The sequence below is a fragment of the Haladaptatus pallidirubidus genome (assembly GCF_020700235.1).
Lineage (GTDB): Archaea > Halobacteriota > Halobacteria > Halobacteriales > Haladaptataceae > Haladaptatus > Haladaptatus pallidirubidus.
On the sequence record NZ_CP085301.1, the window covers coordinates 436,010 to 449,311 of the forward strand.

12 protein-coding genes are annotated in these 13,302 nt (G+C 60.6%); 5 read left to right on the top strand and 7 right to left on the bottom strand.

Annotation, left to right across the window (positions count from 1 at the left end):
• Positions 1-7: 7 nt before the first annotated feature.
• Both LIX15_RS02520 and LIX15_RS02525 read right to left on the bottom strand, forming a co-directional pair.
• Positions 8-595: a GNAT family N-acetyltransferase gene (locus LIX15_RS02520; RefSeq protein ID WP_227775938.1), complete on the bottom strand. Its 588-nt coding sequence runs from the start codon at positions 593-595 to the stop codon at positions 8-10.
• Positions 592-1,239 carry a GNAT family N-acetyltransferase gene (locus tag LIX15_RS02525; RefSeq protein WP_227775939.1) on the bottom strand — a complete coding sequence of 216 codons (648 nt, stop codon included), beginning with the start codon at positions 1,237-1,239 and terminating at the stop codon, positions 592-594. Before LIX15_RS02525 ends, LIX15_RS02520 begins: the two co-directional genes overlap by 4 nt.
• Positions 1,240-1,509: 270 nt before the next feature.
• Between LIX15_RS02525 and LIX15_RS02530 the strand changes: the two genes are divergently transcribed.
• Both LIX15_RS02530 and LIX15_RS02535 read left to right on the top strand, forming a co-directional pair.
• Positions 1,510-2,394 carry a PhzF family phenazine biosynthesis protein gene (locus tag LIX15_RS02530; protein WP_227775940.1) on the top strand — a complete coding sequence of 295 codons (885 nt, stop codon included), beginning with the start codon at positions 1,510-1,512 and terminating at the stop codon, positions 2,392-2,394.
• 74 nt (positions 2,395-2,468) lie between these two features.
• Positions 2,469-3,938: a replication factor C large subunit gene (locus LIX15_RS02535; RefSeq protein ID WP_227775941.1), complete on the top strand. Its 1,470-nt coding sequence runs from the start codon at positions 2,469-2,471 to the stop codon at positions 3,936-3,938.
• Between the two features lie 257 nt (positions 3,939-4,195).
• Here the strand turns inward: LIX15_RS02535 and LIX15_RS02540 are convergent, their stop codons facing one another.
• From LIX15_RS02540 to LIX15_RS02560, 5 genes are all read right to left on the bottom strand, one after another.
• Complete coding sequence (locus LIX15_RS02540; RefSeq protein ID WP_227775942.1) at positions 4,196-5,869, bottom strand: Na+/H+ antiporter NhaC family protein; 1,674 nt, start codon at positions 5,867-5,869, stop codon at positions 4,196-4,198.
• Between the two features lie 75 nt (positions 5,870-5,944).
• Positions 5,945-6,682: an amino acid ABC transporter ATP-binding protein gene (locus tag LIX15_RS02545; RefSeq protein WP_227775943.1), complete on the bottom strand. Its 738-nt coding sequence runs from the start codon at positions 6,680-6,682 to the stop codon at positions 5,945-5,947.
• On the bottom strand, positions 6,679-7,512 hold the full coding sequence (locus LIX15_RS02550; protein WP_227775944.1) for an amino acid ABC transporter permease: 834 nt from the start codon (positions 7,510-7,512) through the stop codon (positions 6,679-6,681). The genes LIX15_RS02545 and LIX15_RS02550 overlap by 4 nt, the downstream gene beginning before the upstream one ends.
• An 18-nt stretch (positions 7,513-7,530) precedes the next feature.
• Positions 7,531-8,367: a transporter substrate-binding domain-containing protein gene (locus tag LIX15_RS02555; protein WP_227775945.1), complete on the bottom strand. Its 837-nt coding sequence runs from the start codon at positions 8,365-8,367 to the stop codon at positions 7,531-7,533.
• A 94-nt stretch (positions 8,368-8,461) separates the two neighbouring features.
• Positions 8,462-8,941 carry a COX15/CtaA family protein gene (locus LIX15_RS02560; protein ID WP_227775946.1) on the bottom strand — a complete coding sequence of 160 codons (480 nt, stop codon included), beginning with the start codon at positions 8,939-8,941 and terminating at the stop codon, positions 8,462-8,464.
• Positions 8,942-9,260: 319 nt separating this feature from the next.
• Between LIX15_RS02560 and LIX15_RS02565 the strand changes: the two genes are divergently transcribed.
• From LIX15_RS02565 to LIX15_RS02575, 3 genes are all read left to right on the top strand, one after another.
• On the top strand, positions 9,261-10,340 hold the full coding sequence (locus LIX15_RS02565) for a M24 family metallopeptidase (RefSeq protein ID WP_227776955.1): 1,080 nt from the start codon (positions 9,261-9,263) through the stop codon (positions 10,338-10,340).
• Positions 10,341-10,412: 72 nt separating this feature from the next.
• Positions 10,413-12,671, top strand: coding sequence for an NADP-dependent malic enzyme (locus LIX15_RS02570; RefSeq protein WP_227775947.1), 2,259 nt, complete (start codon positions 10,413-10,415; stop codon positions 12,669-12,671).
• Between the two features lie 325 nt (positions 12,672-12,996).
• Positions 12,997-13,218, top strand: coding sequence for a hypothetical protein (locus LIX15_RS02575; protein ID WP_227775948.1), 222 nt, complete (start codon positions 12,997-12,999; stop codon positions 13,216-13,218).
• Positions 13,219-13,302: the final 84 nt, after the last annotated feature.

Genomic DNA, 13,302 nt, shown 5'->3' on the forward strand with positions numbered 1-13,302 from the left:
GGCTCGCCTACCACTGCTCCCGCGTGATGGAGTAGCGGTGCGAATCGTACGTCGTCCCGTCGGGTCGGGTGCCAGCGTTTCGGATCAGAATATCATGCTGGCCGCCGAATCGTTCGACGTACTTCTCGATGGCTCGGCGCGATTTCTCGTTACCCGCTTCGTGGGTCACGGACACGAGTTCCAAATCGAGGCGGTCGAAGGCGAGTTCCACGAGCGCGGCGGCGCGCTCGCCTGAGTAACCCCGGCCCCAGAATCGCTTTCGAAGCCAGATGCCGAGGGTACCGGTTTGTTTCTCCCAGTCAATGGTCAGGCCGGTGTTGCCCGCGAACTCGCCCGCACCGTCTTCGCCGGATTTTGGGCGAACCACGTATGTCCCCCGAGAATCGTCCTCCCACGCTTCCTCGCAGTCAGTGACGAAATCGAGCGTTGCCTTCGGCGTGGCGTGGGGGTCCCACGTGAGATATTTCGTCTCCTCCTCGATTGCCTCGCGGTGCGAACAGAGTCGATACCAGTCGATAATATCGACGTTTTCGCGACACAGTCGTTCCAGCACCAGCCGATCCGTTTCGAGGCGTTCGGGGAAGAGGTCTGTCATGGCTCCGTGACCTCGTCACGGCTTTCTTTTTTCTCGCGGTTTTCCAGCCACTGTTCGCGCGTGACGGTGTAGCGGTGGGCGTCGCGGACGTCGTCGCCGTCTGGATACCAGTTGCGGAGTATCCCGTCATACTGGCCACCGTGTGCCTCGACGTACTTTTCGATGGCCCGTTTCGATTTCTCGTTGCCGTCGAAGTGATCTACGGCGACCAGTTCGAGGTCGAGCGTTTCGAACGCGAGTTCAATCAGTGCGTCGGCGCGCTCGCCGGAGTAGCCGCGCCCCCAGAAAGGTTTACGAAGCCCGATACCCAGCGTGCCCGTCCGACGCTCCCATTCGACGTTGATGCCGGCCAATCCGACGATTTCGTCGGTGCCAGTGTCGTGCGACGAAGTTCCTTTCTCACCTTCCTGTAGACGAATTAGGAACTCCGCACCTTCGCCTTCGGCGCGATTTTTCGCCGCGGCGTCGATGAAATCCTTCGTCTCTTTCGGCGTGGCGTGTGGTTCCCACGGGACGAATTCGGTAACCTCGTCGATGTCGGGTGCATCGTGTGCGTTGTGCTGATACAGCTCGAACACATCGACGTTCTCGTGCGTCAGCGCTTCCAGTACGAGGCGTTCCGTCTCGATGCGTTCGGGGAACATAGCACGGACGACAGGTCACAGGGATAAGAATTTTCTGACAGATAGATATTCTCTCGCACACCGTCGCTTCACATTTCGATTTCCGTTCTCAGTCCTCTGTCCGGATCTCCTTTCTGCTCGTCAGTCCGTCAGAAACGCTTCTAGTTCCTCTTCGTTCATCTGCACTGCTTCGGAATCGCCCATGGCACAGAAACTACGACCTGTCGAGCGAAAAGGTGCGGGACGAAATTCGGAGGTGCATATTTCAGGGTTCGGAGTGCAGATTCAGCTATGCCCGACAACCCACTGCACGTCGTGGACGTGTTCGCCCAGGAAAAATACGCAGGTAACCAACTCGCGGTCGTTCACGAGGCCGCGACGCTGTCCGACGAGGGGATGCAGAAAATCACGCGGGAAACTAACTTCTCCGAGGCGACGTTCATCGAATCGACGGCCGAAGACGGCGGCTACGACGTTCGGATTTTCGACCCAGCCGAAGAAATTCCGTTCGCGGGACACCCGACTCTCGGTACCGCGTTCGTGATTCGGGAGTTCGTCCGCGACGACCGGCCGGACGAACTGACGCTGAATCTGGGAGTGGGACGCGTTCCGGTTCACGTCGAACGGGACGAGGACGGGAACGAACTGTACTGGATGCGCCAAATCCCGCCGACGTTCGATCGGACGTTCGACCGCTCGCTCGCGGCCCGCATCCTCGGACTCGACGAAGCGGACATCGATGACAACTATCCCGTTCAACTCGTTTCGACTGGACTGCCGACGCTCGTCGTTCCACTGCGCTCGCTCGACACCGTCGAGCGAGCGCGAACGAACCGCGAACCGTACTACGAGGAACTCATCGACCCGCACGGAAACTTGAACGTGCTGCTCTTCGCGCCGGAAACCGAGGACGAAAACGACCTGCACGCGCGGGTGTTCGCCGATTGCGCCGGCGTCCCCGAAGACCCGGCGACTGGGTCTTCGAACGGGTGTCTGGCCGCCTATCTCGTCGCCAACGGCTTCTTCGATTCGGACGAAATCAACGTTCGAGTGGAGCAGGGGTACGAGATGGGTCGTCCGTCGCTCCTCCACCTTCGGGCGACGAAGGGCGAGGATGGAATCGAAGTGGAGGTCGGCGGACGAGTGATTCCGATCGCGGAGGGGAACCTGTTGTGAGCGGTCAGTCTTTTTGGAGTCGCTCGGTTCAGCCTTCGCAACCACTAAACGCACCACCTGCATAGAACGACACAATGGTAGACTGGACGGAGAAGTATCGCCCGAGCACGCTTTCTGAAGTGCGCGGGAACAACAAGGCCCGGGACAAACTCCACGAATGGGCAAAGACGTGGGACGAACACGGGGACGCCGTTATTCTCCACGGCAGTCCCGGCGTCGGGAAGACCTCGGCGGCCCACGCGCTGGCGAACGACATGGGATGGCCGACCATCGAACTGAACGCCAGCGATCAGCGAACCGGCGACGTAATACAACGCGTCGCGGGCGAGGCGGCCAAAAGCGGCACGCTAACCGGCGGCACGGCGGGCAGGCGAATCGTCATCATGGACGAGGCGGACAACCTGACGCACAACGCCGACCGCGGCGGGTCGCGGGCGATTACGGATGTCGTGAAAACGGCGAATCAGCCGCTCATCCTCATCGCAAACGAGTTTTACGACATGTCGAACTCCCTGCGAAACGCCTGTGAAACCATCGAGTTCCGCGACGTGTCGGCCCGAAGCATCACGCCGGTTCTCCGGGACATATGTCGCCAGGAGAACATTGAGTACGAACCGGAGGCGTTGGAGGCCATCGCCGAGAAAGACAGCGGCGACCTCCGCTCCGCGGTGAACGACCTGCAAGCGGTCGCGGCGTCGAACGGCAAGCTCACGGCCGACGACGTGGTGACGGGTCAGCGCGACACGACGAACGGTATCTTCGACTTTCTGGACGACCTCATCAAAAAGCAGGACGCGGAGGGCGCGCTGAAAGCCTCCTACGACGTGGACGAGACGCCGGACAACCTGCTCAACTGGGTGGAGGACAACGTCCCGAAGGATTACGAGGGCGAGGAACTCGCGGACGCCTACGACTTCATGGCGAACGCGGACCGCTGGCTGGGTCGGGTTCGTGCCACGCAGAACTACCGCTACTGGCGCTACGCGACCGACAACGCGACCGCCGGAGTTGCGGCCTCACGGAGAGGGAAAAAGAGTGGATGGACGCGCTACGGACCGCCGAGCTACTGGCGCAAACTCGGCAGTTCGAAAGGAGCGCGGAACACCCGTGACTACATCGCCCGGCAAATCGCCGAAGAGAGCGGCATCAGCATGAGTACGGCCCGACGGGTCATGCCGTATCTCGCGGAGATGACTCACCACTGCAAAAATCGGGAGTTGACTGTGGCCATGGCGGCGCGCTACGACTTAGAGGAAAAGCACATTTCGTTCGTCACGGGAAGTGGGAAAACGACGAACAAAGTCCAGCAAATCGTCGAGGACGCCGAGGAGTTGAGAGAACAAGCCGCCGTCGAGCACTCGGGCGGGGCATTCGAAGGTAGCTTCGGTTCGAAATCGGACGATTCAGCGGAGAATGATTCGGAAGCAGAAACCGAGTCGGAGGGCGAAGATTCGGACGACGACGAGCCTGAAGAGGCCGAAAGCGAGAACGAAGGAGACGCAGGTGGAGACGACGGGCAGGCCAGTTTCGGTGACTTCGTGTAAAACCGAGGACGACTAGGGTTTCATACTACTACCCGACTGCAGACCCATCTGCTGTACCACTATTTCGAAAAGACAGATTTCCGCCCTGAAAACGGCAGGTCGTCCTTGGATTGGGCGGGCAGGCCGACGGCCTGCCCGCCCTGCATTTTTTGTTGTCGTGTTTAACGGCTGTAATCGCCACACAGCCAAACGTATCACTGAACGCTGTTACCCGACGGTCGAAAAACAGACCATCGAAAATCGTCTAAAAATCGATTTTAGTACGGGAAGATGCGGAAGCCCTCCGGAAGCGTAATTCCGAGGAGGAGGAACAACGTGCCCGCAATCGTCGCGCAGATAATCGCGTACGGAATCTGCGTTTTGACGTGGACGAGGTGGTCGCTCCCGCTGGTCGAGGACGCGAGCACCGTCGTGTCGCTGATGGGCGAACTGTGGTCGCCGAAGATGCCGCCGCTGAACACCGCGCCCATGACGAGTGGCAGGTTCGCGCCCGTCGAGAACGCCACGGGGATGGCGATGGGGAACATGATACCGTAGGTCGCCCACGAACTCCCGTCGGAGAAACTGACCATGCTGGTGACGAGGAACAGCGCGACAGGCACGAGGAAGGCCGGAACGCCGGAGAACCAGTCCGTGACGAAGTCCGAGATGCCGAGCACCGTTACGGCGTTCTGGATGGAACTGGCGAACATGAGAATGACCGCCGCGAGCAGGATTCCCTTGAATCCGCGCGTCATCGCCTCGGTGGCGTCCTTGTTGCTCGGAATGTCACCTTTCAGGCGATACAGAACGAACGCGACGACCAGCGCGGAGAAGGACGCGAGGCCGAGTTGGACACCGCCGATGTCGAACGACCACTGGCCGCCCGCCGGGAGGATGAGTTGGTAGCCCCCCACCGAAAACAGGGTGTTCATCTGCGGGGCGGAGACGACCGGATTCGGTCGCCAGAACATCGCGCCGAGGCCGACGAGAATCATCGTGGCGATTGGAATGGCGAAGTTGCGCCAGTCCGGGGTCGCGGTGTCCGCCATCTCGAACTCGTCCATCACGCGGGAAATCATGGGGTCGTGGTCGTCGCCGACGACGCCGCCGCCGTTTCTGGCCCGTTCTTCCTCGTCGGCCATGCCGAAGATGTTCGGAACGACCTGCCACGCGACCAGCGCGGCGACGATGAGCGCAGTCCACGAGTAGAACCCGAACGCGAGACTGTTGAAAAACAGGGGCCATATCTGGTCGGTCGCGGCCTGCACCGAGTCACCGTTTTGGGTAACGTACCCGCTCATGTCGGCGGGAAGCGTGTTCTGTGCCGCGGCCTGTTCGAGGCCGCCGCCGATGAAGCCGATGAGCGCGACGCCCCACGTCGAGTAGAAGGCGAGGCGGGCCGCCGGACTTCCGGCGCTGTCAACGTAGTAGGCGAGTTTTGCCCGCGAGACGTTGTACTTGTCCGTCAGCGGGCGCATCATCGAGCCGACGACGAGGCAGTTGAAGTAGTCGTCGATGTGGATGGCGATACCCGCCAGAAACGCCGCTTTCTCGGCGTCTTCGGGCGAGTCCGCTCGTTTCACCAGCGCTTCGAGAACGCCCCGAATCGCGCCGGAGCGAATCATTAGGCCGATCATCCCGCCGATTGCGAAGATGGCGAGCAGAACGTTTTCGACGTACCACGCGTCCGAAAAGAGAGGTGAGGTTGCGATGATGGTTGGGACGTGTTTTAATCCGAATATCGCGCCGAGAGTAGGGCCGAACGCTCCTCCAATCATATCCTGTGGAACGCCCGCAGATGCGGGCTTTAGCGCGCCGTAAACCGCACCGGCGCTGGCGACGCCGACGAACAAGCCGATGATAGCGTCGCGCGAATACCACGCGAGGCTAATCGCAAGTACGGCCGGGACGACAGATAGCCAACCCGCGCTGATTTGGTCGAGAGCCATACCGTGTCTCTCAAATCGGCGAATAAATGGGTTTCGACGCGGGGTAACTAACCCCTCGAAAAGAAAAATTATCCCTTAGTGGACTCGTGCGAGGAACTGTCTTGCACGCTCCGTTTCCGGATTGGCGAAAAACTCTCGCGGTGGCCCCGACTCCACGATACGTCCTTCGGACATCAAAACGACGCGGTCGCCGACTTCGCGGGCGAATCCCATCTCGTGCGTGACGACGAGCATGGTCATTCCTTCCTCCGCCAGATTTCGCATGACTTCGAGCACTTCGCCGACCAGTTCCGGGTCGAGCGCGCTGGTCACCTCGTCGAACAGCATGACGCTCGGATCCATCGCCAGCGCGCGGGCGATGGCCACGCGCTGTTGCTGGCCGCCCGAGAGCTGATTCGGATATTTGTGGGCTTGGTCGGAGAGACCGACGCGGCCTAACATAGCGTTCGCCCATTTTTCGGCATCGTCGTCGTCGAATCCTTTGACGACTTCCGGCGCGAGGGCGACGTTCTCCATCGCCGTTTTGTGCGGGAAGAGGTTGAAACTCTGGAACACCATCCCGATGTGCTGGCGGAGTTGGTTCACGTCCACGTCCGGGTCGGTGATTGCTTGTCCCTCGATTCTGATTTCGCCGTTCTGAATCTCTTCCAGCCGGTTCGTACACCGCAGGAGCGTCGATTTTCCGCTCCCGCTCGGGCCGACAACGACGACCACTTCGCCGTCACTGACGGCGAGGCTCACGTCTTTTAACACGTGCGTCTCGCCGAAATATTTGTCAACGTGGTCGAACTCGACTTCGGGAACGGCGCTCATCGTTCCGTCCCCCACATCGACCGCGTTTCCATCGTCCGCACGAGTTTTCCGAGCGGAACGGTGATGACGAGGTACGCCACGGAGACGACCACGATGGGCGTCCACGCGTCGAAGGTCGCGCTATTCACGTTCCGGAAGACGCTGATGAGTTCGGGAATCGCTAACACCGTCAGCAGCGAGGTGTCCTTGACGAGGATGACGAGGTCGTTGCCGATGGCCGCCAGCGCGTTCCGCCACGCTTGTGGCAGGATGACGAATCGCATCGAGTCGATGTACGACATGCCGAGCGACCGCGCCGCCTCGGTCTGGCCCTCGGCGACGGAATTGATACCGCCTTTCACTGCCTCGCCGATGTACGCGGTGTGATTCAGCGTGAGACCGATGATGGCCGCGGCGTAGCTCCAGTTGGATATCGGGAACGCGCCGCTCGTCCAGAGCGCGGGAACTCCGAGATAGACGACGAACAACTGGAATAGAAGCGGCGTTCCGCGGAAGAACTCCACGTACAGGGTAGCGATGGACTGGGTGAAGCTCGTCTTAGAGACGCGGCCCAATCCGACGAGCACCCCGAAGGTGAGTGAAAGTACGCCGGAGATGAGGATTATTTCCAAGACAAGCAAAAGGGCTTCAACGAACTGCGGGATGATGGTTACCAGCAAGTCGTAATCGACGAACTGCGTCAAAATGAGAAGCAAGAAAAAGATGATTCCAGCCGTGAAGAGACCCGCTGCGGCGATGCCAATCCACCTGACGCGTCGATCGGTTAGGAACCCTTCTCCGCCCCCTGTCGGTTGTTCGATTCCTCTTTCGTCGGTGTACGTCTCGGCCATCACGTGCTCCCGTGGCGATTAGCCACTGGTCGTGCCCCCGTCGGTTCCCGCCGCGGCTTCGAAGTACTCGTTGTAGATTTCATCGTACGTGCTGTTTTCCTGAATCGTCGCCAGCGCGTCGTTCACTTGCTGTCGGAACTGGTCGTCGTCCCGTCGGAACGCGATGCCGTACTCCTCGGTGGTGAGCGTGAGGTAGGGCGGGGCGTCCTCGCCTTGTTCCTCGGCGGCACCCTCCCCTTGTAGAAGGATGGCTCGATCGTTCTGCTGTGCGAACTCGGCGTTGACCGTGTTGTCGTTGATAACCGCGGCGGCCTGATTGTTGCCGAGTGCGGCGAAGGCGTCGGGAATCTGGTCGTAGCTGTCGATGGTGAGGTTCCCGTCAAAACGCTGTTGCAGTTGTCTCGCGGCCTGTTCGCCGGTCGTCCCCTTCTGCACCGCGACCGTCTCCCCTCGCAGGTCTTGCAGATTGTTGATACCGCCGTCCCGCAGGACGAGGACGGTTTGGTACGCCGTAAAGTACGGGTCGGAGAAATCGACCTGTTGTGCTCGTTCTTCCGTAATCGTCATCGCGCTCATGATGACGCGGAAGTTTCCGTTGTTGAGGCTCGGAATGATGGTGTCGAAGCTCGTCTGGACGAACTCGTACTGCCGATTCAACTCTCCTTGGAAAATTGCCTCGGCGATGTCCACGTCGAAGCCGACGAGTTCACCCGTTGCTGTTTGATACTCGAACGGTCGATACGGAATGTCGGAACCGATTCTGACCGTGCCTCCGTCCTGTGCGCCCGCATTCCCGGCGAGCGTCAGGCCGACGATAGCTCCGGTACTCCCCTTGAGAAAGGTCCGTCTGTGCATTGTAGTTCTCCCCCGATACTACATGGTCAATCATCGTATAGAAAGCTACTATCGGTTTCTCGCACGATTTCGCTAAAACTTTCGCCGGGAGTTGTTAGTCGTCCGACGGATAACCCGCGGTCGATTCGCTCGTCGAGGATGCGTCTTTGTCCGGTTCCTCGTACGCCCACAGCGTCGTCGCCAGCAACGCGGCGAAGATGACCATCGCGGCGGCGTGGTGGGCCACCTGCGAGGCGGGGCCGTAGATGAGGACGGTCGCGCCGCCGAGGAGCAGTTGAACGGGGAGGACGACCAGCGCGATGGTGGACGCGACCCGGATTCGGGTGCTGTCGTAGTATTTCCACGCGCCGACCGTCGTTCCGAGGATGAAGAATCCGGTCACCATCGCCACGAGGCGGTGGAACCACTCGATGAAACTTGGAATCGTCTGCGGAAGCAGGCCGCCGTCACAGTACGGCCATTGGGCGCTACAGGACAGGCCCGCTCCCGCCGCGGCGGTGTAGACGCCGAGCAGAATGAGGGCGAACGTCAAACTCGTCGTGAAGGCGGCGAATCGCCTGAATCGAGACCCCATCAGGCGCTCACCTCGGTGCTGTCGTGTCGTGTCACGGTAATCCCCTTTTCCGTGGATTAGGAGGCGTCGTACTTAGGTCTGTCCGACTTTCCCGGAAACTGGGAGCGGAGGGAAGCAGTAGAGGTTAGTGTGAGAAGGGGGAATGGGGCGGAAGGTTCAGCAGGAACCGAACAGGACTGCGAGGCCACCAGCGGGCGGCACCGCGGCGGGCACTCTTCATTTACTGTAATTCAATAATAAGTTTTGTGGGAATAATATGTACTCTGACAATGAGCGCGACAGAAACAGGTTCAAGGGAGTCGAGAGCGACAAAGCGAGTATGTCGAAACTGGACCGTCTCGACGCGCTCCTCGACGCGCGCGACCTTCGGTCAGTCTGGTTCGCACGCCCGAACGATTTCGCGTGGCTCACCGGGGGGAACAACGTCATCGACCGCGAAGGCGACGTGGGAGTCGCCGCCGCCGGCTACGACGGCGAAGTCCTTCGTGTTATCACGAACAACATCGAAGCCCCGCGCCTGCGCGACGAGGAACTTCCGGACGAGGTGCCGGTAACCGAATACGATTGGTACGAAAAAAGCCTCACAGAGAGGGTCACAGAAGTAGCAAAAACGCCGGCAGGGGCGGATTTCGACGTGCCGGACTTCGAGTCGGTGGACGCCTCGTCACTGCGTCAACCGCTGACGCCAGAGGACATCGACACGTATCGCGCTCTCGGCCAGGAAACCGCCGCGGCGGTCGAAGCCATCTGCCGGGAGTTAGAACCAGAGGATACGGAACGGGAAGTGGCGTCAGCGGTTCGCGGCGCGCTCGATTCCAGAGGAATCGAGACGCCGGTTGCGCTGGTCGGCGGAAGCGAACGCGCGCAAAAATACCGCCACTACACACCGGACGATTCGAAAGTGGGCGAATACGCGCTCGTCTCCGTCACCGCGGAGAGGGCGGGACTCCACGCCAGTCTAACCCGTACCGTGGCGTTCGACCCACCGGAATGGCTCGAATCGCGCTCCCGCGCCGCGGCGCGGGTCGAAGCGACGGCGCTCACGGCGACACAACGGGTCGGAATGGAAGGTGGGACGGGAAGCGAGGTATTTTCGGAAATCCGGTCGGCCTACGAGCAGGTCGGCCACGAAGGCGAGTGGAAAAATCACCATCAGGGCGGGGCCGCGGGCTACGCCGGGCGGGAGTGGATAGCCACACCGACGACGGATGCGGACGTTCGACTTCCGATGGCGTTCGCGTGGAATCCGACAGTACAAGGTGCAAAGAGCGAGGACACCGTCCTCGTCACCGAGAAGGGAATGGAAATTCTGACGGAGACCGGAAACTGGCCGACGGAGGCCGTCTCAGCAGTCGGAGGCGACGGGGCAATTCCGCGACCGACGGTGTTGCAATCGTGATTTCGACAACCGTCGAAGGCAAATTCGACGGATTCGGATAGATTTTTAGCGGAGGGCGGGAACGTAGGGGGCATGGGACTCGACGAGGATTCACTCGACTACCACCGGAGCGACCCACCGGGGAAAATCGAGATTTCGACGACGAAGCCGACGAACACACAGCGCGACCTGAGCCTCGCGTACTCGCCGGGCGTGGCCGCTCCGTGCGAGGAAATCGCGGTGGACGCCGGGAAAGCGTACAACTACACCGCGAAAGGAAATCTCGTCGGCGTGGTTTCGAACGGGAGCGCCGTACTCGGACTCGGCGACATCGGTGCGCAGGCCAGTAAGCCGGTTATGGAGGGCAAGGGTGTCCTGTTCAAGCGATTCGCCGACATCGACGTGTTCGACATCGAACTCGACCAGGCGAACCCTGATGACATCGTGCGAACCGTCAGCGCGATGGAACCGACCTTCGGCGGTATCAATCTGGAGGACATCAAAGCGCCGGAGTGTTTCGAAATCGAGGAGCGACTCGGCGAGAAGATGGACATCCCCGTCTTCCACGACGACCAACACGGTACCGCCATCATCAGCGGGGCCGCACTGCTCAACGCGACTGAAATCAACGGCAAAAGTCTGGACGAACTGGAAATCGTCTTCTCCGGCGCCGGTGCGAGCGCGATTGCGACGGCCCGATTCTACGTCTCGCTCGGCGCGCGCAAGGAAAACATCACGATGTGTGACTCCACGGGTATCATCACGCGGAACCGCGCCAAGCAGGGCGACGTAAACGAGTTCAAAACGGAGTTCGCCCGCGACGTTCCTGAAGGGAGTCTCGCGGACGCGCTTTCGGGCGCAGACGTGTTCGTCGGCCTGTCGGTCGGCGGCATCGTCAGTCAGGAGATGGTGCGTTCGATGGCCGACAACCCGATTATCTTCGCCATGGCGAATCCCGACCCGGAAATCGGCTACGAAGCGGCCCGGGAGGCCCGCGACGATATGGTCATCATGGCGACGGGGCGTTCCGACTACCCCAACATGGTCAACAACGTCCTCGGATTCCCGTTCATCTTCCGGGGCGCGCTCGACGTGCGCGCGAGCGACATCAACGAGGAGATGAAGATCGCCTCCGCGCGGGCGCTCGCGGAGCTCGCTAAGAAGGACGTTCCGGACGCCGTCGTCAAAGCCTACGGCGACCAACCGCTCCAGTTCGGCCCGGAGTACATCATCCCGAAACCGCTCGACCCTCGCGTGCTGTTCGAAGTCGCACCCGCAGTTGCGAAAGCGGCCATCGAAACCGGCGTCGCCAGAAGCGACCTCAACGTCGGCGAGTACGTCGAAACGCTCGAAGCGCGACTCGGCAAGTCCCGCGAGATGATGCGCGTCGTCCTGAACAAGGCGAAAAACGACCCTAAGCGCGTCGCGCTCGCGGAGGGCACCGACCGGAAGATGATTCGCGCGGCCTACCAGCTGCGCGAGCAGGGTATCGCGGAACCGATTCTCATCGGCGACCGCGCTGAAATCGAGGCCGAGGCGACGGACCTGGGCCTCGATTTCGACCCCGAAGTCGTCGACCCGGAGAACAGCGACCACGAGGCCTACGCCGACCGCCTGTACGAACTGCGCGGGCGCAAGGGGATCACCCGAAGCGAGGCCGCGGAACTGGTCGAGCGCGACAGCAACTACTTCGGGAGCGTGATGGTCGAACAGGGAGACGCCGACGCGATGCTCACCGGTCTCACCCACCACTATCCATCCGCGCTCCGACCGCCGTTGCAGGTTATCGGCACCGCTCCGGATGTGAACTACGCCGCGGGAGTGTACATGCTCACGTTCAAAAATCAGGTCATCTTCTGCGCCGACGCGACGGTGAATCAGGCCCCCGACGAGGACGTGCTGGCCGAAGTGACGAAACAGACCGCGAAACTCGCCCGGCGGTTCAACGTCGAACCGCGGGCCGCGCTCCTCTCGTACTCCAACTTCGGCAGCGTGGACAACGAAGGGACCCGCAAACCCAGAGACGCTGCACAGATACTCCGCGACGACCCCAAAGTCGATTTCGCCGTCGATGGCGAGATGCAGGCCGACACCGCCGTCGTCGAGGAAATTTTGAACGGCACCTACGAGTTCTCGGAGTTGGACGAACCTGCCAACGTCCTCGTCTTCCCGAACCTCGAAGCGGGCAACATCGGCTACAAACTCCTTCAGCGTCTCGGCGGCGCGGAGGCCATCGGTCCGATGCTCGTCGGCATGGACAAACCCGTCCACGTCCTCCAGCGCGGGGACGAAGTGAAGGATATTGTCAATTTGGCTGGCGTGGCGGTCGTAGACGCGCAGCAGGACGAATAACGCGGACGAGAGGACGCACACCGCGGATTTTCGTATTTTTGTGGAAAGTGTTGCTATTTTGTCTCTATCTACTGCCGACTCCAATCAGATCGCACCATAGGGAAACCGGCAATCAGCCCCTGAAATTTGCTCCGAGATGGTGCTTCTTATTTCCGACTCCACTGAGACCGCACCGCCACGGCACTGGGCCACACCCTCCCCAACCGACGCTTGCGCTCACTTCGTTCGCGCAATCGTCCACCGAAAGACTCCTGCTCGCTTGCGCTCCGCGGGCATGCGACTTCCGAGCCGTCGCTCACGAGAACTCCGTTCACGACGACCTCGCATGGGCGAACCGGTGGTTCGCCTTCGCGCGCCAAGTGAAATTGGGTTTCAAATAGAGGCAAACCATGGTGGCGAGTGCGCCAACAATCCCGAGGACTCACCGTCCGAGGGGTTGTCTGGGTTCGCACGAGGGATGAGTACCACAGCGACTGCAAGGAGCGGAACGGAATCGGTTGGGAGGACGTGGCCTGTAGAGGCGGTGGCGGTTTCAGTTGAGTCGTAATTATCTAGCGACCCGAAAAAAGAAGACTACCAGTGGAAATTCAAAATCCTCCTTTAAATCCTCTGAAAACAGTCTCCGAAAACA